The organism is Paenisporosarcina sp. P5_A11, assembly GCF_056400705.1.
This window is the reverse complement of sequence record NZ_JBFUKT010000011.1, coordinates 14,296-38,131: the sequence shown is the minus strand read 5'-3', so window position 1 is coordinate 38,131 and position 23,836 is coordinate 14,296. Positions and strand designations below refer to the sequence as shown.

Annotated in this window: 22 protein-coding genes and 1 riboswitch; of the genes, 1 reads left to right on the top strand and 21 read right to left on the bottom strand. The window is 40.4% G+C overall.

The genetic code is table 11. The features are described from left to right. A partial coding sequence (locus tag AC1DOS_RS04200) for a hypothetical protein (RefSeq protein ID WP_477536502.1) occupies nt 1–1,237 on the top strand: 1,237 nt, incomplete at its 5' end. Between the two features lie 415 nt (nt 1,238–1,652). Here the strand turns inward: AC1DOS_RS04200 and icmF are convergent. The 21 genes from icmF to AC1DOS_RS04095 all read right to left on the bottom strand — a co-directional run bounded on the left by icmF (nt 1,653) and on the right by AC1DOS_RS04095 (nt 23,397). Then, a complete protein-coding gene (icmF, locus tag AC1DOS_RS04195) occupies nt 1,653–4,913 on the bottom strand; it encodes a fused isobutyryl-CoA mutase/GTPase IcmF (protein WP_477536501.1) in 3,261 nt (1,086 codons plus the stop codon). Continuing rightward, nucleotides 4,910–5,545 (bottom strand): TetR/AcrR family transcriptional regulator, encoded by a 636-nt coding sequence (locus tag AC1DOS_RS04190; RefSeq protein WP_108586180.1) that lies wholly within the window; start codon nt 5,543–5,545, stop codon nt 4,910–4,912. The genes icmF and AC1DOS_RS04190 overlap by 4 nt, the downstream gene beginning before the upstream one ends. 12 nt (nt 5,546–5,557) lie before the next feature. Continuing rightward, on the bottom strand, nt 5,558–6,697 hold the full coding sequence (locus tag AC1DOS_RS04185; RefSeq protein ID WP_108586123.1) for an acyl-CoA dehydrogenase: 1,140 nt from the start codon (nt 6,695–6,697) through the stop codon (nt 5,558–5,560). 199 nt (nt 6,698–6,896) lie between these two features. Then, the gene (locus AC1DOS_RS04180; protein WP_477536500.1) at nt 6,897–8,033 is read right to left on the bottom strand and encodes an acyl-CoA dehydrogenase; all 1,137 of its coding nucleotides are present in this window, start codon (nt 8,031–8,033) and stop codon (nt 6,897–6,899) included. Between the two features lie 12 nt (nt 8,034–8,045). Beyond that, entirely contained in the window at nt 8,046–8,897 is an 852-nt protein-coding gene (locus AC1DOS_RS04175) for a 3-hydroxybutyryl-CoA dehydrogenase (protein WP_477536499.1), read from the bottom strand. A 26-nt stretch (nt 8,898–8,923) separates the two neighbouring features. Further along, nucleotides 8,924–10,117, bottom strand: a complete 1,194-nt coding sequence (locus tag AC1DOS_RS04170) for an acetyl-CoA C-acetyltransferase (protein ID WP_477536498.1) — start codon at nt 10,115–10,117, stop codon at nt 8,924–8,926. Nucleotides 10,118–10,181: 64 nt separating this feature from the next. After that, complete coding sequence (locus tag AC1DOS_RS04165; RefSeq protein WP_477536497.1) at nt 10,182–10,343, bottom strand: hypothetical protein; 162 nt, start codon at nt 10,341–10,343, stop codon at nt 10,182–10,184. A 224-nt stretch (nt 10,344–10,567) separates the two neighbouring features. Then, the gene (locus AC1DOS_RS04160; RefSeq protein ID WP_477536496.1) at nt 10,568–12,715 is read right to left on the bottom strand and encodes a (Fe-S)-binding protein; all 2,148 of its coding nucleotides are present in this window, start codon (nt 12,713–12,715) and stop codon (nt 10,568–10,570) included. Nucleotides 12,716–13,106: 391 nt separating this feature from the next. Then, a complete protein-coding gene (locus AC1DOS_RS04155; protein WP_477536495.1) occupies nt 13,107–13,784 on the bottom strand; it encodes a hypothetical protein in 678 nt (225 codons plus the stop codon). After that, nucleotides 13,781–14,260: an ECF transporter S component gene (locus tag AC1DOS_RS04150; protein WP_477536494.1), complete on the bottom strand. Its 480-nt coding sequence runs from the start codon at nt 14,258–14,260 to the stop codon at nt 13,781–13,783. The genes AC1DOS_RS04155 and AC1DOS_RS04150 overlap by 4 nt, the downstream gene beginning before the upstream one ends. A gap of 3 nt (nt 14,261–14,263) precedes the next feature. Next, the gene (locus AC1DOS_RS04145) at nt 14,264–14,854 is read right to left on the bottom strand and encodes a cob(I)yrinic acid a,c-diamide adenosyltransferase (protein ID WP_108586130.1); all 591 of its coding nucleotides are present in this window, start codon (nt 14,852–14,854) and stop codon (nt 14,264–14,266) included. Between the two features lie 35 nt (nt 14,855–14,889). Beyond that, a complete protein-coding gene (locus AC1DOS_RS04140) occupies nt 14,890–15,288 on the bottom strand; it encodes a bifunctional adenosylcobinamide kinase/adenosylcobinamide-phosphate guanylyltransferase (protein WP_477536493.1) in 399 nt (132 codons plus the stop codon). After that, entirely contained in the window at nt 15,228–15,836 is a 609-nt protein-coding gene (locus AC1DOS_RS04135) for a histidine phosphatase family protein (protein ID WP_477536492.1), read from the bottom strand. Before AC1DOS_RS04135 ends, AC1DOS_RS04140 begins: the two co-directional genes overlap by 61 nt. Then, nucleotides 15,809–16,564, bottom strand: a complete 756-nt coding sequence (gene cobS, locus AC1DOS_RS04130; RefSeq protein ID WP_477536491.1) for an adenosylcobinamide-GDP ribazoletransferase — start codon at nt 16,562–16,564, stop codon at nt 15,809–15,811. Before cobS ends, AC1DOS_RS04135 begins: the two co-directional genes overlap by 28 nt. Further along, nucleotides 16,561–17,394, bottom strand: a complete 834-nt coding sequence (locus AC1DOS_RS04125; protein ID WP_108586134.1) for a cobyric acid synthase — start codon at nt 17,392–17,394, stop codon at nt 16,561–16,563. Before AC1DOS_RS04125 ends, cobS begins: the two co-directional genes overlap by 4 nt. Before the next feature lie 13 nt (nt 17,395–17,407). Continuing rightward, nucleotides 17,408–17,974, bottom strand: coding sequence for a bifunctional adenosylcobinamide kinase/adenosylcobinamide-phosphate guanylyltransferase (locus tag AC1DOS_RS04120; protein ID WP_108586135.1), 567 nt, complete (start codon nt 17,972–17,974; stop codon nt 17,408–17,410). Beyond that, nucleotides 17,956–19,026 carry a pyridoxal phosphate-dependent aminotransferase gene (locus tag AC1DOS_RS04115; RefSeq protein ID WP_477536490.1) on the bottom strand — a complete coding sequence of 357 codons (1,071 nt, stop codon included), beginning with the start codon at nt 19,024–19,026 and terminating at the stop codon, nt 17,956–17,958. Before AC1DOS_RS04115 ends, AC1DOS_RS04120 begins: the two co-directional genes overlap by 19 nt. Next, a complete protein-coding gene (gene cbiB, locus AC1DOS_RS04110) occupies nt 19,013–19,969 on the bottom strand; it encodes an adenosylcobinamide-phosphate synthase CbiB (protein ID WP_477536489.1) in 957 nt (318 codons plus the stop codon). The genes AC1DOS_RS04115 and cbiB overlap by 14 nt, the downstream gene beginning before the upstream one ends. A gap of 2 nt (nt 19,970–19,971) precedes the next feature. Next, nucleotides 19,972–21,438 (bottom strand): adenosylcobinamide amidohydrolase, encoded by a 1,467-nt coding sequence (locus AC1DOS_RS04105; RefSeq protein WP_477536488.1) that lies wholly within the window; start codon nt 21,436–21,438, stop codon nt 19,972–19,974. Nucleotides 21,439–21,440: 2 nt separating this feature from the next. Beyond that, the gene (locus AC1DOS_RS04100) at nt 21,441–22,436 is read right to left on the bottom strand and encodes a FecCD family ABC transporter permease (protein WP_477536487.1); all 996 of its coding nucleotides are present in this window, start codon (nt 22,434–22,436) and stop codon (nt 21,441–21,443) included. Next, nucleotides 22,429–23,397: an ABC transporter substrate-binding protein gene (locus AC1DOS_RS04095; protein WP_108586140.1), complete on the bottom strand. Its 969-nt coding sequence runs from the start codon at nt 23,395–23,397 to the stop codon at nt 22,429–22,431. Before AC1DOS_RS04095 ends, AC1DOS_RS04100 begins: the two co-directional genes overlap by 8 nt. Before the next feature lie 152 nt (nt 23,398–23,549). Beyond that, nucleotides 23,550–23,742, bottom strand: a riboswitch (cobalamin riboswitch). Between the last annotated feature and the right edge of the window lie 94 nt (nt 23,743–23,836).

The following is a 23,836-nucleotide window of genomic DNA, read 5'->3' as shown; positions in this document are numbered from 1 at the left end:
GAGTGAAGGTGAAAATACATATTTTATTAAAGATGATTCCTTAATCCACTCTACTTCTAGCGGTGAAATTACAATCTCTGAAAATGTGGAAAACTTTGCGATAAATAAGGAAACACTCATGTACTGGCTTAAAGATCAACAAGTCGTCATTCAACAAGGCTCTAATGAACCCATTACGTATTCGTCAGAGTACCCAATTTATTCAGGTATGATTGTGGATGAACATCTTTTTATTGTCACGCAAAATACTAGTGATAATGAGTTTATGGTACTTGAAGGTAAGAATGAATTTAAGGAATTGTTCAAGTTCCACTTAAATTCAAGGGAAAACCTGACATCCATGATATTAACCAGTGCCAGTAATACACAGTTTAATTTGTTGTTAGAGACCGGAATCAACTCAGGAGGAGAAATGCAAAAACTTCTACGTAGCGCATCTTTTGATTTAACCGAAAATCAAACTCCTCCATTAACTGAACTTGCCTTTTTCGACAAAGAATCCGGAGCTGAATTATTCAACATACGTTCTCCTTTTTTGTATAAAGGACAAACTGGTCAAACCATTACGTTTTCGGCATACATGTATAATAAGTTCGGCCAAAAAGTTAATAAAATTTTTGTAGGAAATTACACGAAATCACCGATGAACGTCTCTGCTGTTACGAAGCAAGGTGATTTATTCATAAATCCAACGATGATAAACGATCAAACAATCGCTTACTTTAGATTAAACGGTAGTGAAAAAGAGCTAATGTATTCCTCATCAACCGATGAGAAAATCGCAGAAAGTAATACCGTTTTAAAAGGTGACTATAAAGAAGCATTTTACTCATTAATAAGTTTGTTGTTTGTTGGACTAGTACTGCTGTTACTGTCATTTACGTGGTTAGTTCCAGGGCTCGGTATAGGTTTTGGGACATTGGCATTACTTCAAAAATCCCGTAAACCTTATGCTTTTCCGGTCTCCCTTTACGCGACTACAATTGGTCTCGTAATCACTCAACTTGTTTTATTTGCAACCGTTCTTCATCCTGAAAAAATCGTATTAAAAGCACCTTATTTAACAGAAGATTGGCATGTGTTCCTTGTTGTCGTGCTCGCAGGTATTGGCTCTATCTTGCCAGTTCTCTTGTCCCGGACCAAAGTGACCGACGAAAATTGTAATATACTTATCTTGTACACAACCGGACTGAATTTATTCATTTTATTGTTATTATTAGGTCCTTATTTCATATAACTTCATTTATGACCAACAATGATGGAGCTAGATACACCTATAAAAGGCTGTATTGAAAAACCTGAAGTAGCGCATGGGAGAGAACAATTAGCTAGATATGATTTCTGAAGCGATTTTCTACCTGACACTTTTAATTAAGTGTCAGGTTTTTCATTTTTTCAGACGTGGAACAAGCTTTTTCAGACGTAAAAGCCATATATTCAGACGTCGAGCTCCATTTTTCAGACGTTCCCCCCAAAAAGTCAGACTGAGCACCCGCTCAGACTATTCAAAAAGAAAAACGACCCACATAAGCGGGTCGCTTGGGCCCACAGGATGTGGGTCATGAAGGAATTGCGAAATTTCTTAGCACTGTATTTTGCGACGAGTAACCGCAGGAGCACCATGATGTCGCGATGCTAGTCTTCGTTCCTTTTTACATATTACGGCGATATTGTCCGCCAACTTCATAAAGTGCGTTAGTAATTTGACCAAGAGAAGCTACTTTTACAGTGTCCATCAATTGTTCGAAGATGTTACCGCCAGAAATGGCTACTTCTTTCAAACGTGCTAATGCTGCAACTGATTCGTCTGCATGAAGTTCTTGGAAGGCACGTAAGCTTTGAATTTGTGATTCTTTTTCGTCGCTTGTTGCACGAGCAATTTCCATGTTATCAATGTCTTCTGAAGATGGTGGATTTGGATTCAAATACGTGTTCACTCCGATAATCGGCAATTCACCCGTATGTTTCAACATTTCATAATGCATTGATTCTTCTTGAATTTTCCCACGTTGGTACTGCGTTTCCATCGCACCAAGTACGCCACCACGATCATCAATACGATCAAATTCTGAAAGTACTGCTTCTTCAACTAAGTCCGTCATTTCTTCAATAATGAATGCTCCTTGAAGAGGGTTTTCGTTTTTCGCAAGTCCAAGTTCTTTCGTAATTATCATTTGGATAGCCATCGCGCGACGAACAGATTCTTCTGTTGGCGTAGTGATCGCTTCGTCATACGCATTAGTATGAAGAGAGTTACAGTTATCTTGAAGCGCCATCAATGCTTGTAGTGTTGTACGAATATCGTTGAAGTCGATTTCTTGTGCATGTAAGCTTCGACCAGATGTTTGTACATGATACTTAAGCTTTTGGCTGCGATCATTAGCACCGTATTTATCACGCATAACGATAGCCCAAATACGACGAGCTACACGTCCAATTACCGTATACTCTGGATCTAAACCATTTGAGAAGAAGAATGATAAGTTTGGCGCAAAGTCATCAATGTTCATTCCACGGCTCAAATAGTACTCAACATAAGTGAAACCATTTGATAACGTAAAGGCTAATTGAGAGATTGGGTTTGCTCCCGCTTCAGCAATATGATAGCCAGAAATTGATACAGAATAGTAGTTTCGTACTTTAGAATCAATAAAGTACTGTTGAATGTCACCCATCATGCGAAGTGCGAATTCCGTAGAGAAAATACATGTATTTTGCCCTTGGTCTTCTTTTAAAATATCCGCTTGAACAGTTCCACGAACCACTTGAAGTGTAGTAGTGCGTACTTCAGTAAATTCTTCAACTGTTAATGTGCGACCTAGTTTTTCTTCGTTTAATTTAACTTGTTGGTCAATCGCTGTATTCATAAACATAGCTAAAATAATTGGTGCAGGTCCATTGATTGTCATGGAAACTGATGTTGATGGTGCGCACAAATTAAAGCCGTCATATAGTTTCTTCATATCATCAAGTGTACAAATGCTGACACCTGATTCCCCTACTTTACCGTAAATATCTGGTCGTAAGTCTGGATCTTCTCCGTATAGAGTAACGGAGTCGAATGCTGTTGATAAACGTTTCGCATCATCATCTTTCGATAAGTAATGGAAGCGGCGGTTTGTGCGCTCAGGTGTACCTTCCCCTGCGAATTGACGTTTTGGATCTTCCCCTTCACGTTTGAACGGAAATACTCCTGCAGTATATGGGAATGAACCTGGTACGTTTTCTTTATATACCCAGCGTAAAATTTCACCGTAGTCTACAAATTTCGGCAATACCACTTTTGGAACTTTCAAGCCACTTAAGCTTTCTGTAACTAACATCGTACGGATTTCTTTATCACGAACTTTGGTAACGAATTCGTCACCAGAATACGCTTCTTTTAACGTTTTCCAGTTGTCTAGGATACGTTTTGATTCTGCCGTTAATTCGTCACGCATACCTTCAGCTAGTGAAGTTAACGATTCAACTAATGCATCATTTGGAGCTTTTTCATTGACTGTTTGAATAGCGCCTTCAAGTTGGAACAAACGACGAGCGAAGTCCACTTGTTGGTCAGACTTTTTATGATAGCCACGAACTGCATCCGTGATTTCACGTAAGTAGTAACGACGATCATTAGGAATGATGACATTTTGTTTTTGCGTTTTCACAAATTGCTCATAGTTAGTTTCCCAGTTCGTTCCACACACTTCGTTGACACGTGATACTAAAGCTGCGAACAATGAGTTGGTACCTTTGTCGTTAAACTGACTAGCAATTGTACCGTGAACTGGCATTGTATCAAGGCTTTCATTCCATAAACCGCGGCTACGTTGGTATTGTTTTTGCACTTGACGAAGTGCATCTTCAGAACCTTTACGCWCATATTTGTTAATAACAATTAAGTCAGCGTAGTCGATCATATCGATTTTTTCTAATTGTGAAGGTGCTCCGAATTCACTCGTCATTACATACATAGAAACGTCTGCAACGTTGGTGATTTCTGCATCCCCTTGACCAATCCCGCTTGTTTCTACAATGATCAAGTCGTAACCAGCTACTCTCACTACATCTAGTACATCGCCAATCGCGCCTGACAATTCAGTCCGTGAACCACGTGTAGCTAGACTGCGCATAAAGACGCGTTTATTGAATATCGCGTTCATACGTATACGGTCACCAAGTAAAGCCCCACCCGTTTTTTGTTTCGTTGGGTCAATAGATATTACGGCTATTTTTTTGTCCGGTAATTCTGATAAGAAGCGACGAATCAATTCGTCTGTTAACGAAGATTTCCCTGCACCACCAGTACCGGTGATTCCAAGTACGGGTGTTCCTTTTGACATTTCACGAGCTTTTTCAACTAATGCTTTTGCTTCTGCGTTTTCATTGTTCACCCCGTCTTCAGCCACACTAATTAAGTGAGCTAAAATTTGAGGATGATCCGTGTCCACTTGAGCCAATTGATCCACAGCATTTTTCGTGGCTATTGCTTTATCACAATCTTCAACCATACGATTAATCATGCCTTGAAGTCCTAATGTACGACCGTCTTCTGGTGAAAAAATCCAAGCAATCCCGTAATCATGTAAATCTTTAATTTCCTTTGGAATGATTACGCCCCCACCACCACCGTAAATGCGAATGTGTGGAGCCCCACGTTCTGCTAATAAATCGTACATGTATTTAAAGTATTCTGTGTGACCACCTTGATAAGAAGAAATCGCAATCCCGTGAGCATCCTCTTGAATTGCCGCGTTTACGACTTCTTCTACAGAGCGGTTATGTCCTAAATGAATAACTTCTGAACCCGTTGATTGTAAAATACGACGCATAATATTAATGGACGCATCATGGCCATCAAAAAGACTTGAAGCTGTTACAAAACGCACATGATTAGTTGGACGGTAAATTTCTACTGTTGCTGTCATACTGTTCCCCCATTCCCTTGTATTCCTTGTAAGAAAAATGTTGTTTGCTGTTCAATAAAGTCCTCAATCGTCATATCACGACGAAGTCCCCAGCGTCTAAATGACCACATTTGCCCTTGAACGACAACATGGTGCGCTGCCAATTTTACGGCTTCTTCAGACAACTGACATTCTCCTGATTTACGGCACGCATGAAGAATGTCTTCAAAGATCGCTACCATTTCAAGTTCTTTATTTAAAACATATTGCAGAGCGTCTTTCGGTAACGATTTTGACTCTTGGTACATGACGATGAACTCGTCTTGCATTTCATCAATCAATAAATAGTAGTGACGAATGGCTATCTTCAAGCCATCAAGAGTGCCTGCTTGTGTCGGAAGTGCCGATAAACGCTCTTGCACTTCTTCGTAAATACTGTCACACACTAAATACAGAACGTCTTCTTTCGTACGAATGTATTCGTACAATGTGCCAATACTAAATCCTGCTTCTTTAGCGATTTCACGAGTCGTTGTGCGATGAAAGCCCTTCTGTTTGAAGAGCGCGACAGCCCCCCGAATCATTTGATTCCGGCGTTTTGAAATTAGGCTTTCATCTTTCACGGACGACTGAACTTCGCGCTTGGACTTCATTTCTGTCAAGACTTACTTCGTCAACATACGAGAAATGACAAGACGTTGAATCTCTTGTGTTCCCTCGTAAATTTGAGTAATTTTTGCGTCGCGCATATAACGTTCTACTGGGTAATCTTTTGTATAACCATAACCACCGAATACTTGAACAGCTTCCACTGTTACTTTCATCGCTGTATCACCAGCCATTAATTTTGCCATCGCAGATTCTTTACCATAAGAATGACCATTTGATTCCAACCAAGCAGCTTGATATGTAAGTAAACGTGATGCTTCAATTGAAGTCGCCATATCTGCTAGTTTGAAAGAAACCCCTTGGTTCGCTGCGATTGGTTTACCAAATTGAACGCGTTCTTTCGCATAATCAACTGATGCGTCAAGTGCCCCTTGTGCAATTCCGACAGCTTGTGCTGCAATTCCGTTACGACCGCCATCCAGTGTTTTCATTGCGATAAGGAATCCTTCGCCTTCTGCACCAAGTAAGTTTTCTTTTGGAATGCGGCAGTTATCGAAAATGATTTCAGTTGTTGGAGATGAACGGATTCCGAGTTTCTTTTCTTTCTTCCCAACTGAGAAACCTTCAAAATCAGCTTCAACGATAAATGCGCTAGTCCCTTTATGTTTTGAACTTGGATCAGTTACCGCAAATACTACATAAATATCAGCAATACCACCGTTTGTAATGAAAATTTTCGCGCCATTTAGTACATAATGATCGCCATCTAATTTAGCTGTTGTTTTCATGCCGCCTGCGTCAGACCCAGAACCTGCTTCAGTTAAACCATAGCCACCAATTTTTGTGCCTTCTGCCATTGGGCGTAGGTATTTTTGCTTTTGTTCTTCGTTGCCGTATTTGAAAATCGGCCATCCCGCTAAAGAAGTATGAGCTGAAAGTGTTACACCAGTCGAGGCACATACGCGTGATAACTCTTCTACAGCGATACAGTAAGCCAAGTAATCCGAACCAATTCCACCGTACTCTTCAGGCCAAGGAATACCTGTTAAACCAAGCTCCGCCATTTTGTCGAAAATTTCACGATCAAAACGCTCTTCTTCGTCACGCTCTGCAGCTGAGGGTGCTACTTCTTTTGTTGCGAAGTCGCGTACCATTTTGCGAATCATTTCATGTTCTTCTGAAAGTTTAAAGTTCATTGTTATTCCACCCTTTTTAGTTTTATTATTTAGGCTATATTAAAGAATGTAGTTGATTTTGAATAATAACCGAGTTAGTATATTTGCGCCTTGCATGCCGCAAAAGTGTGAAGCGAGAGACCAACAAGTATGTTTTCATGCTTGTAGACTCATACGGAACATGCAGCTAGCGCAAATGCAGTTTAGTTTAACAGAGCTATTATTTAAGTAAGTGTTTGCCGATAACTACTCGTTGAATTTCAGATGTGCCTTCATATATTTCCGTTACTTTTGCATCTCGGAAATAGCGTTCTACTGGATAATCTTCTGTGTAGCCGTAACCACCAAATACTTGAACAGCTTCAATTGACGTCTCTACTGCGGTTTTCGAAGCGAAAAGTTTTGCCATGGATGCTTCTTTTCCAGAAGCTAAACCTCGAGTACGTAAATCTGCAGCACGGTACACAAGTAATTTTGAAGCTTCAACAGCTGTTGCCATATCCGCTAATTTAAAACCAACTCCTTGTTGTGCAGCGATTGGTTTCCCAAATTGTACTCGTTCTTTTGCATAGCCGACTGCTGCTTCAAAGGCTGCTTCTGCAATTCCTAAAGCTTGCGCTGCAATCCCGATTCGACCTACATCTAGGTTTGCCAGTGCAATTTTAAACCCTTCGCCTTCTTGACCTAAAAGGTTTTCAACTGGAACCTTCATATCTTCAAATGTTAATTGAACTGTTCGAGAACCGTGCAAGCCCATTTTGTGCTCGTCTTTCCCAATAATAAGGCCTGGTGTATCTTTTTCTACGATGAAAGCTGACACGCCTCGTGATCCTTGTGTTGCATCAGTTGAAGCGAAAACGATATATACATCTGCTTCCCCACCGTTTGTGATGAATACTTTTGAGCCGTTAATTTTATAATGATCGCCGTCTTTAACTGCTTTTGATTTCATAGAGCCAACATCTGAGCCAGCTGATGGTTCAGTTAAGCAAAATGCTCCTAAATATTCTCCTGCAGCTAATTTCGGGATAAATTTTTGTTTTTGTTCTTCATTACCGAAATATAAAATCGGGTTCGTTCCAACCGAAGTATGAACAGATAAGATAACTCCTACTACTGCACTCACTTTTGATAACTCATGAATGGCGATAACGTAGCTTGTGAAGTCCATTTCAGATCCGCCGTATTTTTCTGGAATCGTGATACCCATTAAGCCAAGTGCAGCCATTTTTTTCAATATCTCACGTGGGAATTCGCCCTTTTCCATTTTTTCAATGTTCGGCTCAATTTCCGTTTTTGCAAAGTCGCGCACCATATTGCGCATCATGATTTGTTCTTCTGTGAATTTCAGTTCCATTGGTGAAGCCCCCTATACGTACTCGTAAAAACCGCGACCTGTTTTCTTACCTAACCAGCCAGCTTTTACGTATTTGCGAAGTAGTGGACACGGTCGATATTTACTATCGCCGAAGCCCTCATGCAAGATTTCCATTATATATAAACATGTATCAAGGCCGATAAAATCAGCTAATTGTAGAGGTCCCATTGGATGATTCATGCCAAGCTTCATCACGTCGTCGATCGCTTCTTTCGTCGCTACACCTTCGTACAGTGTATATATCGCTTCGTTGATCATTGGCATTAAAATACGATTTGAAACGAATCCTGGAAAGTCGTTTACTTCTACAGGGACTTTCCCTAGTTTTTTCGTCATTTCTTCGATGCTTGTGTAAACATCGTCAGTCGTTGCAAGACCACGAATGATTTCAACCAGTTTCATTACTGGCACTGGGTTCATAAAGTGCATGCCAATAACTTGTGCTGGACGGTTCGTTGCTGCTGCAATTTCTGTAATCGGCAGTGAAGATGTATTAGATGCTAAAATCGTATGTTTTGGTGTAATTTCATCTAGTTGTTTAAATATTTTTTGTTTAATTTCCATATTTTCAACTGCAGCTTCTATTACTAAATCCACGTCAGATGCATCGTTAAGATCCAAGGATTTTGTAATGCGTGACAAGACTTGAGATTTTTCTTCTTCAGTCATGCGTCCTTTTTCAACATTGCGTGATAGATTTTTCGTGATGTTTGCAAGTCCACGTTGGAGGTATTCTTCCTTCATGTCATTTAATTTCACATCGAATCCGGCTTGTGCACATACTTGTGCAATACCTGAACCCATTTGTCCTGCTCCGATTACGAGTACTTTTTGAATCGTCATCTATATTATCCTCCTCTATAGGTATATTAAGCTTTTGGTACTTCGATCATAATGGCATCACCTTGGCCGCCGCCAGAACAAATAGCTGCGATTCCAATACCGCCACCACGGCGTTTTAATTCATAAGCTAAAGTTAAGATAATGCGTGCACCACTTGCCCCAATTGGATGTCCAAGTGCAACGGCTCCACCGTTCACGTTAACTTTTGATTCATCTAAGTTAGCGATTTGAGCAGATGCTAAAGCCACTGCAGCGAATGCTTCATTGATTTCAAACAAGTCGATTTCTTCAAGTTTTTTACCTGTTTTCTCTAAAATTGCTTTAATAACAAGACCAGGTGTTTGTGGGAAGTGTTCTGGCTCAATTGCTACTTCCGCGTGTCCAATGACATAAGCTAGAGGCGTTTTGCCTTCCGCTTTTGCTTTGTCTTCACTCATTAACACAAGCGCAGCAGCGCCATCATTTACACCTGGAGCGTTTCCAGCTGTAATCGTGCCATCTTTGCCGAATGCTGGTCTTAATTTTGACAGTGATTCAGTAGATGTATTTCTACGTGGTGATTCATCTTGATTAATTTTTAATGCATCACCTTTACGTTGAGGAACTTCTACCGCAATAATCTCTTCAGCGAATGTTCCATTGTCGATTGCTTTTAATGCTAAGTCATGGCTACGGAATGACCATTCATCTTGTTTCTCACGAGATAAGTCAAATTTCTCCGCAGTTGCATTACCGTATGTACCCATATGCACACGCTTTGGATCGAACGAACAAGAAAGACCATCATAAATCATGCCATCTATCATTTGAGCATCACCCATGCGTAGGCCGAATCGACCTTTAGGCAAATAATATGGTGCATTTGACATAGACTCCATACCGCCCGCAACAATCGTTTCCTCTTCTCCTAAACGAATCAATTGATCAGCCAAAGTGACTGCGCGCATACCGGATGCACACACTTTGTTAATCGTTTCTGTTTTAACACCCCATGGAATGCCTGCTTTTGTAGCAGCTTGACGAGAAGGAATTTGCCCTTGACCAGCTTGAAGTACAGTTCCCATAATAACTTCGTCAACTGATTCAGGCGCAACACCCGCTCTGTTTAACGCTTCTTTAATGGCAACGCCACCTAAATCACTCGCAGTAAGTGAAGCTAATGAGCCTCCCATTTTCCCGAATGCTGTTCGTGCTCCATCTAAAATAACTGTTTTTGCCATGATGATTTCCTCCTCAATTTTTGTATACGCTTACAGTTTTATCTTTTTTAAGAATTGCGACAATTCATTGTATGTGTAGTCGTGTTTTCGAAATTTGTGAGGCACGTAGGGAAAATTGAGTGCTTGGTTGTAAAAATTGACGTTGACGTAGGAAAAAATGAAATTGACGTTGTAAATTTGACAATTCCACACTGCCACCATTTGGTTCAACGGTTACTCGTCTCATACACATTGCCCCTGCGTCACTCTGCTGCTTCGTTGCAGAAAATTTTTGCTCCTGCGGTTACTCGTCGCAAATAAAAAAACTCTCAGAGTTTTTTTATTGACTGAACGCTCGCTCGACAAAACATCAAACAAAAAGGGAGTACAACGACTCCCTTTCTTATCTGAATCTATTATATCGTCATAACGGGTTTTTATCAAACAACTGTTTTGTGTTAATTCTGAATACTACTGTAATACCGGTTCTTCTTCTGTCTCTTCAACTGGAGGTAAGTAATCTCCTAGTACTGAGCGTTCTAGTAGTTCAGCAATATCGTATGTGCCAATTGTTTCTTCTACTTCTTTTGCTTTGGTACCATCTGATAGCATTGTTAAGCAGTACGGACAACCTGATGAAATCATGGTTGGATTCACTGCAATTGCTTGCTCTGTTCGCGCAACGTTTACACGATTACCAACATGTTCTTCCATCCACATCATTCCGCCTCCTGCTCCACAGCACATACCTGTTTCGCGATTACGTTCCATTTCCACAAGCTTCACGCCTGGGATTGCACGCAAGATTTCACGTGGTGGATCGTAGACATCATTGTAGCGGCCTAAGTAACATGAATCGTGGAACGTGATCGTTTCATTGATAGCATGTTGAGGTTTCAAGCGTCCTTGTTGTACTAAATCAAACAACATTTCAGTATGGTGAAGAACTTCTCCACTCCAGCCAAAGTCTGAGTATTCATTTTTAAAAATGTTATAAGCGTGCGGGTCAATCGTAACAATTTTCGTAACGCCGGCTTTTTCAAACTCAGCAATATTTGATGCTGCTAGTTCTTGGAATAAGAATTCATTTCCTAAACGACGTGGTGTATCGCCAGAGTTCTTTTCTTTATTCCCAAGAATAGCGAATTTCACTCCTGCTTCATTCATCAATCGTGCAAAAGCAAGTGCGATTTTTTGAGAACGGCTGTCGAAAGCACCCATTGAACCAACCCAGAATAAGAATTCGAATTCTTCTCCCGCTTTTGATACTTCTTTTACGGTAGGAATGTTCACGTCTGGACGTTCGTCACGCCAGTTTTCTTTTTCTTTACGGTTCAGACCCCATGGATTTCCTTGACGTTCGATGTTTGTCATCGCGCGCTGTGCATCCGGATTCATGCGTCCTTCCGTCATAACTAAGTAACGACGAAGGTCAATAATGTGGGATACATGTTCAATCATAACTGGACATTGATCTTCACAGTTACGACAAGTCGTACATGCCCAAAGCTCATCTTCCGTAATAACTTCACCAATTAATGCTGGGTTATAAATGTCTTCGATAACTGCACCATCTACACGAGCTGCCACTGCTAATTGATTTCCTTGCGTATTCGCAAAGGCCATTGCAGGAACCCATGGTTTTTGTTGTGTTAGCACAGCACCGGTATTTGTTAAATGATTACGTAGTTTTGTAATTAAGTCCATCGGTGACAGCATTTTGCCTGTTCCCGTTGCTGGACACATATTTGTACAACGTCCACATTCTACGCAAGCGTATAAGTCGATCATTTGTTTTTGTGTAAAGTCTTGAATTTTACCAACACCGAATGACGCCTCTTCTTCCGATTCTTCATCTTCAGCTTCTTCGAAATTAATCGGGCGAAGCTTTCCAACGATATCAGTACGGTTGAAATAAGTGTTCGCTGGTCCAGTAATTAAGTGGAAATGCTTTGATTGTGGTACGTACACCAAGAATGTAAGCAGGAATAGTAAGTGAACCCACCACATGATGTAGAAAATCGTAATAGCGGCTGCTTCTGGTAAGAATCCAAAAATTGCTGCCACACTAGATGCGACTGGTTCTGCCCAAGTTGCTGCGTGATCATGCCAAATCATACCCATCCCGTTTCCAACTAACACGGAAACCATTAAACCACCGATGAATACTAAGACAAGTCCTGATTTCCATCCACGTTTTAAACGTACTAACTTTTCAATGTAACGACGGTAGAATGCCCACACGACTGCAACAAGAATAGTTAATGTAACGATTTCTTGGAAAAATGTGAACGCAGGATATAATGGACCTAAAGGTAAATGTGATCCTGGTTTTAACCCTTTCCAAATAAAATCGATTGCCCCAAATTGTACAAGAAGGAATCCGTAGAAGAACATCACATGAATGATTCCACTTTTCTTATCCTTCAATAATTTCTTTTGTCCAAATACATTCACCATTATTTTACGCATGCGCGCTTTGAAGTTATCTTCAAACTCTACTTTCTTTCCGAGTTTGATAAATTCGTAGCGTGTCTTCAACAAATAAGTAAAAAGACCAATCGCGTAAGCGGTTACAACTAAAAATAAAACCCAGTTTGCTATTAAAAGCGGGCTCATCGCTCTCTCCCCTTTCCTTTGTTAAAAACATAATTTGTTATCATTCTAATAACATCAGTTTAGTAGATAGATGGTTTGTTGTCGATGCTAAGTTATAGTTTAAAACTGAATGAGCATTCAGTCAATAGAAAATATTAGAAGTTTTCAGTAAAGTGACTATTCCGCAAACCGAATAATGAGGTCCACCATTCATTAGCGGCACACTATAACACCCAAAACACTATAGGTAACTGGTTTCCTAGGAATGAACGTTAAGTTAACGGGAATAAAGCGATTGCGAACAGGAATAAACACCTCTTGAATGGGAATAAACCAAGAAAACTCTCTAAATGAGCCTACTCTCGCGAAAAACTGCAAGAAAAAAATCCCTCTGCTACTAACAGAAGGATTATTACTGTATTATTATTTTTCTTAATCCGTTACCAAAATGAAGTGTTGCTTGCTCGATTGATTCATTTGGGACACCAACTAAAACTACCGTACAAGGTCCTGCTGACTTTTCAACATCAACATCTGAATGAACATGAAGTTTATCTTTGGCTAACAGGATTCTGAACTCTGCCTGAATTCCTTTTGATCCGACTGGCCAAATGTTCGTCACGTAACCATTTTCTATTGCTATCTTCACTTTTTTCAAGTCTGCTATCACTTCCAGATTTTCTAGCACTTCACTACCAACAAAAGGTTGACCATAAACGAACCACGTAACATCACAATTCACAACTTCTCTGCTACGACCAATCATTGTAACTGACATAGCGGATTGTAAAAGGTTCATATTTGTTTCACTACTGCCTGTTACTAAAATATGCTCTAAATCTACGTCTTTCAATAAACGATCAACACCTTGAACATAACCTTGCCATGCAGCATCACCTGAAAAGTTATGGATAATTACAGATTCCACTTGGGCACTTGCAGCCCACTGTTCGAGTAATGCTACACGAGCTGCAAAATAACTTACGACTTCATTTTGTGCAAATACAAGATCAGCTTGTTTTTCACCTATACCTCCAGAGTTATCAGTTGTAACGACAAAGCCATTAGCCAATTTCAGCGCGTGTCTCATTTAACAATTACTTTCTTGTAAAGTCGCTCTACCACTGGTGCTAATAAAAAAGCAATGCCAGCATTTAAACAGGAAGCTAATAGTAACGAAGGCACAGCTCCATAAAAGAACGCAGGACTAATCAAAAAGTAAAATGGTAGCGGCGCAATAACACCATTAGCTAGGACGAAAAATAGCCATTTCCCTTTAACCCATCCTTTTTGATGGAGTACTGCAAAAATCCACAGTATTCCAAACATTTCCACCGCAATTAATGCATGAAATGGTCCGAATGGCATTCCTATTGATAAAGCAGATACCAAATGACCGACCGCTGCTGCAATCCCTGAAAATACAGGTGGTAAAATGGCAATGGAAACTAAAGCAGGTACTGCATCTAAAGCGGCTGAACCTATTCCCACAGGTAATTTGACAAGTGCACCAATTGCACATAAAGTTGCAATCATTGCGGTTAATGTTATTAAACGAACATTCATTGATTATTCCTCCACTTTTTTAGCTCGTCCACCATTTCTAAAAACTTTTGCAGAACGCACGTATTCGTTGTCAGGCACGTTGACCCTTGAGTTGGCTACTCGTGAAGCGGCAAATAAATAGTCGGACAAGCGATTCAAATAACGTTGGACTACAGTAGGTATGTCTTCTTCTACTTTCATCAAGGTCACCATTTGTCTTTCAGCACGCCGTGTTACTGTTCTCGCGATATGAAGAGTTGCTGCAGCTGGTGATCCTCCTGGTAAAATAAAACGTTCGAGCATTGGTGGTTCTTCCATTAGTTCATCAATACGTTTCTCTAATACTTCTACTGGCTCTTGTGACATTTTATATGTACGGTTTGGCTTGACGTTTGCTAAATCTCCACCACAATCGAATAATTCATTTTGAATTGCTTCTAAGTCTGTAAGTAAGTCTGTAAAAATGGTTGGGTCTAGCTCTGTCATTGCTTTGCCAATAAACGAATTCACCTCGTCAATAGTTCCATAGGTTTCAACTCGCGGATCATCTTTATCTGTGCGTGCCCCAATTAAACTTGTTTGTCCTTTGTCTCCAGTTCGTGTATAAATTCTCAACTTCAATGTCCCCCTTTAAGAGATTGTTTGAAAAGCTATTTTAATGATTCTGTTAAGCCGTACCAAATACGCGTAACGTTTGTTGCTTCCTTAAAAATCTGTTGGAATAACCTGCCACACCGATCTCTAAGCTCACGCGTTTCTGCAACTATCGGTACTATTCCACGTCCATTTTCTGTCACAATCACTATGACATCACTTTGTGAGCGATATGTACTTAATGTTTCCATGAAATCTTCAATGACCAGTTCTTCCGGACTGTTTAAATGATGCTCAACAAAAGCTTCTACTCCAGCAAGAACTATTGTCTGCGCACTCGCTTTTGGCAAATCCTGATAATCTGCACATTCAATCCATTGCACATCTCGTTCAACTACGAGTTGTCTGACATACGCTCGCTTTCCGTTATTCGCTCCACCGATATAGACTTGCATCTTTTTTCCTCCTCAAAGCATTTACGACTATCCCAGCGTAATGTCCATTTGTCCCCATGTTTGACATTCCATAACCAAAAATTCCGCTCATCAGGCGCAAACTTATAGAGCATAAAACGAATAGGTCCACCATGTGTTACTACAATTGGTTGATTGCAAGGAATACTTTTCAGACCAGTGAGCACGCGTGTAGCCATTTGGTGTAAAAACTCACCGTTCGGCGGAGATACTAGATCTGGATTAGACAGCCACTTTTGATAGATGAAGTCTTCCTTTAAGTCCTCATAAGTCTTTAGCTCCCAGTCACCAAATGACATCTCACGAAAAGCTAATGAACCTTGGTAGGATGATCTCGGATAAAAAAGGGCAGCCGTTTGTTGGCATCGTTTTAGGTCACTTCCGTAAATAATCTTTGGGGACAAAATCGCTTGATTATCTACATAGGACGACTGGTTAATTGATTCATCACTCCATCCAATGTAGCGACGTTCAACATTTGCTAAGGTCGGTAGATGCCGTATTAAAGTAAGATGAAAATCAATAGCCATAATACAACTTCCATCCCTTCGACGAAAGCACCCGAGACATCTCCCGTGACTCCTCCGAAATGTTTTTTCGTCCAAAGTTTATATACATGTGCACAAATGAATAGTGCAACTAAAGTGGTGATGGCAACTAACACAGCTCCTCCAACAATAACGATAAATCCAACAGCTATAGCAATCGAGATCCAGATGGCTATTAGTAACGCTTGACTGTGAAAACGTTTTTTAAAGAAAGCAGCTAGCCCCTTATCTCTTGCTTCAGGTGTAATGATAAAGAAGTAAACCATTCCTACTCTCGCTAAAAATGGGATGACCACTAACCATTGCCAGCTCATGCCGTCCTGTGTAATTATTTCAGCGAGCAAAATTATTTTCCCCACAATAAGAAATAGTAAAGCCATGGTTCCAAAAGCACCTATCCGTGGGTCAGCTAAAATCTCATGACGTTTATCTTGATTACGATAAGAAAAAAAGGCATCACTCGTATCAGCAAATCCATCTAGATGTAGTCCACCTGACAGCACAATACCGATTAACACGATGGTAAATGCTAAAAAAAGAGGACTTGCATCAAGAGATAACCAAACAATTGAAGTGATCAGTCCGAATGCTCCCCCAATCCAGGGGAGAGTGGCAAACATCATCGTTACTGACTTCCGATTCATATTCAGTTCTTTATTAATTGGGAAAATGGTGAAAAATTGCAGCGCAAGTAAAACTCCGCGCATCATGGTCCCTTCACCATATTCTTTATTTTTGCCCAATCGAGATGGGATGCAACGTGAAGTGCCCATTCATCATATTTATCTTCACCAGACTTATTTGCAATTGAATCGTGTTGCGTAATTAAAGAATCTTCCTCTTCAATTTCGTGGTTATCCATAAATGGAATAACGCCGAGAACTGGAATTCCTGTGTAGGACTCAATAAATGATACGCCCTCCTGAAACAATTCCTTATCTCCACGAAACTTATTAATAATGAGGCCCTTTACACGATTCCGATGATTTGGAGCCAATAATTCCAGAGTCCCAACGATTGTTGCAAAAACTCCACCACGTTCAATATCAGCAACAAGCAATACTGGCACATCCGCTAAATCAGCAATTCTCATATTGACAAGTTCTCGGTCAGTTAAGTTTACTTCGACCGGACTTCCTGCTCCTTCTAACACAACTACATCATAGTGCTCACTCACAAACGCAAGCGATTGTTTAATGACTGTCAAACCCTGATCATAAAAAGATTCACGATAAGCTGTCCCGGACATTTCCTCCACTTTTTCACCCAACATCCATACTTCAGAAGACATATGTCCAGAGGGCTTTAATAAAATAGGGTTCATTTGTGGAAGAGGTAGAACTTTTGCCGCTTCTGCCTGTGCAAATTGAGCGGTACTGATTTCTAATCCATTACCTATTTTTGTAGAAAAGGTCGACATATTTTGAGATTTAAATGGTGCTACATGGAAACCATCATTTGCAAATAACCGACAAAGTGCTGTACAAATCATGCTCTTGCCAACGTTGGATGCTGTCCCTTGTATCATGATTCCGTTCATATGTATTCCCCCCTTACTTCCACTTCTTTGCTAGTCCATATGTAAGTTCATATGCATAATCACTCTCTTTGACGAGCCACTGATGGAGCCTTCCTAGCCATTGCTGATAGAGCACTACATCTGGAATTCTCGACAAAGGTTCATCTAGAACTTCATTTGAGATGACGACTAAAGTGGTTCCGTTCTTTAGCAACGAATAAATTGTTTCATGGAAACGTCTCTCTTTTTCTTCCATGCAGTTTTCACGTTTAAAACACGGATCATCCATTGCCCATCCTTCGTACAGTTCGTTGGCTAACCACGTAGTGATGCAGTCCATCAGAACCCCATCACCAGGTCGGATGTGTGGCAGAATTTCTTCTATTTTACGAGGTTGTTCTATAGTCAGCCAGTTGTTTTTATAGTCTTTTCGATCCTGTTGATGGCGTTTTATACGTTGTTCCATTTCACTGTCAGAAGCAACGCCAGTCGCGAGATAGATTAGTCGCGAACACGAGCGATTCATTAACCATTCTTCAGCAAAACCCGTCTTTCCACTTCGTACACCGCCAGAAATAAATGTTAGCGTGCCTCGAACCATACTGTTAACTCCTTTTTAAGGATTTCCATATCTTCTGCGGTCTTCATACCAATTCTGTACCATTGACCGTCAAGTCCATGAAAATTCTCGGTATGTCTTAAAACCAACCCTTGTCTTAAAAAGTATTGGAAAAATTCACTGTTTGGATGTTGTAACTTGAATAATAAAAAGTTGGCTTGTGATTGTGTTACTTCGCAGCCTTTTGATTTTAGAAAAGCACTCATGTCGAGAAGCATGTTTTGGCTATGAAGAATCGTTTTTTGTCTGTACTCTTCATCTTTTAATACGAGTGAACCTATTTCAGCTGCAATCCTATTCACATTCCAATGAGGTGCCAGTTGTTGAATTTCCTTGACTATGGTAGGGGCAGTTGCCATGTATCCTAGCCTTAGACCAGGCATTGCGTACATTTTTGTCATTGAGCGAACTATAATCAAATGACAAAAATTAATGTCAGAAATTAAAGATGACTGTTCTGAAATGAAATCAATGAAGGCTTCATCCAACACAATGTCACAGTTTGTTTTTTTCGCGTATGCTACTAAATCAATTAACACTTTGCGTGTTGGCAATGTGCCAGTTGGGTTATTCGGTGTACATAAGTAAAGGACATCAGCTTGATGCATATGCATTTTTATTTCATCAATCGGGTATTCACCTGTTACGATTTCAGTCATGTGCAAGTTCACAATTTCCACATTTCGTGCTTTCAATGTCGTTTCATATTCAGAGAAAGTTGGGTGAACGATTATTGCTCGTTTACCTCTATACTTTTGCGCAAGCAATGAAAATATTTCTGCGGCTCCATTTGCAACGAATATGGAGTCAGGTGAAATGTTGTGATACTCAGCAACTGCTGTTCGAAAAGGTTCACCAAGTGGATCTGGATACCCCATCATAAACGGTTGGAATTTGTGCCAGTCAGTTTGTATTGATTCAGGAGGTCCTAATGGATTGACGTTTTCACTAAAGTCTATTATTCGATCGGGAGGGTTAATTCCCAAACTTTTAAATAAATGATGTGGATTTGCGCCATGGTTAGGTAATGTCACGTAAAACACCCCCGATAACAATCATCATTAGCCAAAACAGAAATATAGCGATATGCATTTGACGGATTGTATATAAAATATGAATTGCTCGAAGCGGGTTTTCTGAAATTCCCATCCGTGGACGGTTAGAAGGAATTCCTTTATACATATTAAGACCTCCCAGTTGCACACCAAGTTGACAGGCAGTCGCAGCTTCCAAGTACCCACTATTTGGGCTTGGATGCTTTTTGGCATCTTTCCACCAATTAGCAAATCGAGTGCGAAGGGATTGTTTACTGTAATTTTTTGTCCATAGCAGGATGATATAGCCTGTGACTCTGCTCGGAATATAGTTCAACACATCATCCATTTTGGCAGAAGCATAACCAAAGTCTTGAAACTTCTCATTTTCGTGACCCACCATCGAATCTAAAGTATTCACTGCTTTATATAACCAAAGCCCAGGTGCTCCTAAAAGAAATGCAAAGAAAAGTGGAGCTGTTATCCCGTCACTCGTATTTTCAGAGACAGTTTCTACCACAGCACGTGTAATTTCTGATTCGGATAACTTTTCAGTATCGCGACCGACAATCCATGATAGTTTCATTCTAGCTTCTCTTAAATCACCATTAACTAGTGGTTGATAAACGGACATCGCCGCGTCTTTCAAACTTTTTTGGGCAAACCCTATTGCACACAAAATACTTTCAACAACGATTCCAAAAATAAAGTGAATCTTGTATGCTGTGAACACCACAGTAAATACGCTAGTGAATGTAACCGCAACAACCGATATCAACAGGATTATACCTTTGACTTTGCGATGTCTGCCTTTATTCAACAAAGTTGTTAATTTTATTATAAAGCTTCCAATCCATCGAACTGGGTGTGTCCAATTAGGTGGATCACCTATTATTCGATCAAGGAGTAAGCCAAAAGTAAGCGCGATGATATGAGCAGACATACTTACATTCCTTTCGCTACTTTATAGCGTTTGATAGCTAGCGTAGTACACTCGAAAACGGCCCGTCCGATACATTTCCCTAGCTCTGTAATAGGTCCAGCATACGGTAAAAGTTCCCCTTTTTGAGTAGCCGCTACAAGTAAACTATCCGTGGATGTTCCAGTTGCAAGTGTATTTGTTATCGAGTCTCTTACATCTTCGTTTTGAAGAGCTTTTGTTTTTGCTTCTGTCGCTGTAATCATGGCTTGAATGAATGCTTCGTCCGATAATTTTCCATTAACGATAATCCAGGTATTAATCGTACCGACATAAGGTTCATCTTCGCGTTCAAATGCTTTTGACACATCCACTGCATTCCCAACGCCTGCTGTAACTGCAATGATAATGGATCCAAATGTTCCATTATACTCTTCAATGACCACATGTTTAGTTTGAACAGCTGTCATCATTCCCACTGTATCTGTTGTAGAAAATCCTTGTTCTTGTAAATAATCAAACATCTCTTTTATGCTATCGTCACATTCGTAATCAGCTTTCACATGACGATTAACAAACGTGCGGAACCAACCAAACCCCGCATTTACAACAGCTGATGAAACTGTTTTTAATGGGACGTTTGCTTGCATGACCACATACTCATTTGACACTGCAAAATTGTCTTTCTTAATGATGTGCTCCACCTGCACCTCACTCAAATTAGGCAATAATGTGATTTGTGGTTTCGGTTGTTCTGGATGTGGGTGGCTTCTTACCCGAGCTTTGTAGACACTTTCTAGCTGTTTTTGTTTTAGCGCCGCATGCGGTTCACCAATTATTTTCACTTCTCCATCTTCCATTAATAACAACCGGTCGCAATACAAGGAAGCTAAATTTATGTCATGAAATACTGAGATGATTGTTAATCCATTCTTAGTGGCTTGCATTCTAATCGTGTCCAACAATTGTTGTTGATGTGCAATGTCTAAATGGTTTGTTGGCTCATCCAGTAATAACACTTTTGCTTGCTGTGCAAGTGCTTGGGCCACAAAAACACGTTGTTGTTCTCCTCCAGAAAGCTGATCGAGATAGACATGCTCATACATTTTTACGTCGGTTAGCTGCATTGCATCTTGAATTGCTTGCTCATCTTTCTCAGACCATGATGAAAAGAATCCACTTTGATGAGGGTATCTCCCAAGAGAAATCGTGTCCCGCACTGTATATGAAAAAGCATGTGCGTGTAATTGAGGTAGCACAGCCATATGCTTAGCGAGTTCTTTTGTAGTATATGTTTCGATTGGTTTGCTACCTAATTTGACCGTACCTGCTTTCAAAGGAAGTACACCACTAATGATTTTCAGCAAGGTCGACTTGCCACTCCCATTTGGACCTAATATCCCAAGAACTTCCCCTTTAACAACATGAAAAGACACGTCTTTTACAACAGGTGCGTCGTGATAACCACCTGTTAATCCTTCGACTTTTAGCATGATTACGCACCCACCTTTCTTCGTTGTTTCCAAAAAATTAACGCAAACACTGGTGCACCAATGAAGGCTGTAATTACGCCTATTGGCAGCTCAGACGGTGAAATAATTATTCGTGACACTAAGTCACAAATAATGAGTAATGAAGCACCATTTATAAATGATAAGGGTAATACATGACGATGATCCGATCCCCACAACATACGTGTCATATGTGGCACGACGAGACCCACAAAGCCAATGGTTCCAGAAACCGATACCGCAGCACCAGTTAAAATCGAACCTCCTGTTAAAATCATCATTTTACGTCGTTTCACATTTACACCTAAATGCATGGCACGTTCCTCGCCAAAAACTAATGCATTTAGCTCGCGTCGATTTAGCCATAATAGTAAAAAACCGATCGTCATAAACGGTAATGCCATTGTGACATAGGGCCAACCTCGCATTGACACACTACCAAGCAACCAGCCAATAATTTGACGGAGCTCTTCACCTGAAAGTGAAATCATAAGAGAGATGACAGATCCCAAAAATGAACTAAATATTATTCCTGTGAGAATGATCGTTTCCATCTTCATCGCGCGGTCTATGAGCTTGGCAAAACTCATAACAGTAACCATGGTTAAAAAAGCGCCGAGCATACTGAAGACTGGCAATGTGAACAAGCCTAGAAAGGGTACAGAAATTCCGAAAAAGAGTGTCACCACGGCACCAACTGAGGCACCGGACGACACTCCTAACGTATATGGATCAGCTAATGGATTTTTCAACAATCCTTGGAAAGCCGCTCCCGCTATAGCAAGTGAAGCGCCAACTAAACCAGCTAGCACAACACGAGGCATGCGAATATTCCAAAGGATGTTTGACGCAGCTTCATCCAAGTCCGGATTCCATAACACTTGCACCGGAATCGATACTGATCCAACCGTTACCCCAACCAACACTGCAGCAATCAGTACGAAGAAAGAAGCTACATATGCAAACCAGGTTTTACTCACTGAAGACCTCAGGATGAATTGCTTTTGCCAATTCTAATAAACCTTCAGTTAAACGAGGACCTTGACGGCTTGTCGTATCAGCATCCACATCTATTACTGCTTTGTTTTTAACAGCTGTAACTGTGCCAAATCCTTCACGAGTTAAAACTTGCTCCGCTGCATTTGGTACATAATTACCGTAAGTTGTTAATATTACATCCGGATTACGTTTAACAATTTCTTCAGGGTCCATCATAATCCAACCTTCTTGATCTGATGCTATATTTTCCGCATTCAAAATCTCGATCATTTCATTCATAAACGTGTTATTACCTGCTGTATAAATTTCTGGAGCTGGAGATACTTCCGTAAATACTTTTTTCTTCTCTTTAATGGTTGAAGCCTTTTCTTGAATTGTTGCTACTTCATCCTTCATTGTTTGTACCATTTCTTCCGCTTCTTTATTCATATCTGTCGCTTGTCCAATAGTCGCCATCGTGTCATACACTTCATCAAAGCTAACTGCAGATTTCACAACATACACGTTTAACCCTGCATCACGCATTTGTTTAATTCCAGCGTCACCTACTCCAAGACCTGATTCATGTGCAAGTACTAAATCTGGATTTAAAGAAATAATTTTTTCTACATTAAATTCTTGTCCACCAATTTTTTCTTTAGAAGCAACTTCTTCTGGGTAGTTATCGTAATCTGAAACTCCCACTATTTTTTCTTCTAAGCCAAGAGCATACAAAATTTCTGTATTGCTTGGAATCATTGAAACGATTGCTTTTGGTGCTTCTTCTAATGTGATTTCATTATCAGTGACATCCTTAATTGTTAGAGGAAATTGTGAAGCCTCTTGTCCAACTTCTGTTTCAGTTGTTTTGCTGTCTACAGTTTCCGCTTTTTCTTGCCCACATGCTGTTAATAAGATCGCTGCAAGCGCAGTTGCGAGCCATAATTGCCAAATCTTCTTCATCTTTGTATTCCTCCTCGATATGTTGTGTTCATTGATGTGTCTTAAGACACAAAAAAATCCTCCGCGAGTCGTCGGAAGATGGTTGGTTGAATATTTGCTTTTGCTAAAATGAGCACGAGCTGATTCACACCATTCCTATCCTCGTAGGGTTGCTGAGTGTTCGCACGTAGGCAGGTCTCCTGGCTTGTGATTAGTGGATTAGTGCGTCTTCCCAAAGCAATGTGTGTGCTTCAGTGACTTGATGCGCTTTCCTCTCACATACAGTGGCGGGACCGCGTCGGAGTTGAACCGACTTCCCTTTTAACTCTGCGATTGAAGCAGAGCACCTTCGTGTTGGGGCTATGTAATTCATTTTCATTATACATGAATTCCTTTAAGTGTCGAGAAGGTTTTTAGTAAACTCTAGCGGAACACTTTGTAGCATGACTATGTGTGATAT

Excerpts from the sequence above, each read along its gene's own strand:
- AC1DOS_RS04125 (WP_108586134.1), bottom strand. The coding sequence starts at position 17,394 with ATGAACGGAATCATGATACAAGGGACAGCATCCAACGTTGGCAAGAGC.
- AC1DOS_RS04170 (WP_477536498.1), bottom strand. The coding sequence starts at position 10,117 with ATGGCAAAAACAGTTATTTTAGATGGAGCACGAACAGCATTCGGGAAA.
- AC1DOS_RS04135 (WP_477536492.1), bottom strand. The coding sequence starts at position 15,836 with ATGGCTATTGATTTTCATCTTACTTTAATACGGCATCTACCGACCTTA.
- AC1DOS_RS04155 (WP_477536495.1), bottom strand. The coding sequence starts at position 13,784 with ATGAGACACGCGCTGAAATTGGCTAATGGCTTTGTCGTTACAACTGAT.
- AC1DOS_RS04140 (WP_477536493.1), bottom strand. The coding sequence starts at position 15,288 with ATGCAAGTCTATATCGGTGGAGCGAATAACGGAAAGCGAGCGTATGTC.
- AC1DOS_RS04105 (WP_477536488.1), bottom strand. The coding sequence starts at position 21,438 with ATGCTAAAAGTCGAAGGATTAACAGGTGGTTATCACGACGCACCTGTT.
- AC1DOS_RS04120 (WP_108586135.1), bottom strand. The coding sequence starts at position 17,974 with ATGGTTCGAGGCACGCTAACATTTATTTCTGGCGGTGTACGAAGTGGA.
- AC1DOS_RS04180 (WP_477536500.1), bottom strand. The coding sequence starts at position 8,033 with ATGGAACTGAAATTCACAGAAGAACAAATCATGATGCGCAATATGGTG.
- AC1DOS_RS04150 (WP_477536494.1), bottom strand. The coding sequence starts at position 14,260 with ATGAATGTTCGTTTAATAACATTAACCGCAATGATTGCAACTTTATGT.
- cbiB (WP_477536489.1), bottom strand. The coding sequence starts at position 19,969 with ATGTCTGCTCATATCATCGCGCTTACTTTTGGCTTACTCCTTGATCGA.
- AC1DOS_RS04165 (WP_477536497.1), bottom strand. The coding sequence starts at position 10,343 with ATGAGACGAGTAACCGTTGAACCAAATGGTGGCAGTGTGGAATTGTCA.
- AC1DOS_RS04185 (WP_108586123.1), bottom strand. The coding sequence starts at position 6,697 with ATGAACTTTAAACTTTCAGAAGAACATGAAATGATTCGCAAAATGGTA.
- AC1DOS_RS04160 (WP_477536496.1), bottom strand. The coding sequence starts at position 12,715 with ATGAGCCCGCTTTTAATAGCAAACTGGGTTTTATTTTTAGTTGTAACC.
- AC1DOS_RS04190 (WP_108586180.1), bottom strand. The coding sequence starts at position 5,545 with ATGAAGTCCAAGCGCGAAGTTCAGTCGTCCGTGAAAGATGAAAGCCTA.
- cobS (WP_477536491.1), bottom strand. The coding sequence starts at position 16,564 with ATGATGCGCGGAGTTTTACTTGCGCTGCAATTTTTCACCATTTTCCCA.
- AC1DOS_RS04095 (WP_108586140.1), bottom strand. The coding sequence starts at position 23,397 with ATGAAGAAGATTTGGCAATTATGGCTCGCAACTGCGCTTGCAGCGATC.
- AC1DOS_RS04175 (WP_477536499.1), bottom strand. The coding sequence starts at position 8,897 with ATGACGATTCAAAAAGTACTCGTAATCGGAGCAGGACAAATGGGTTCA.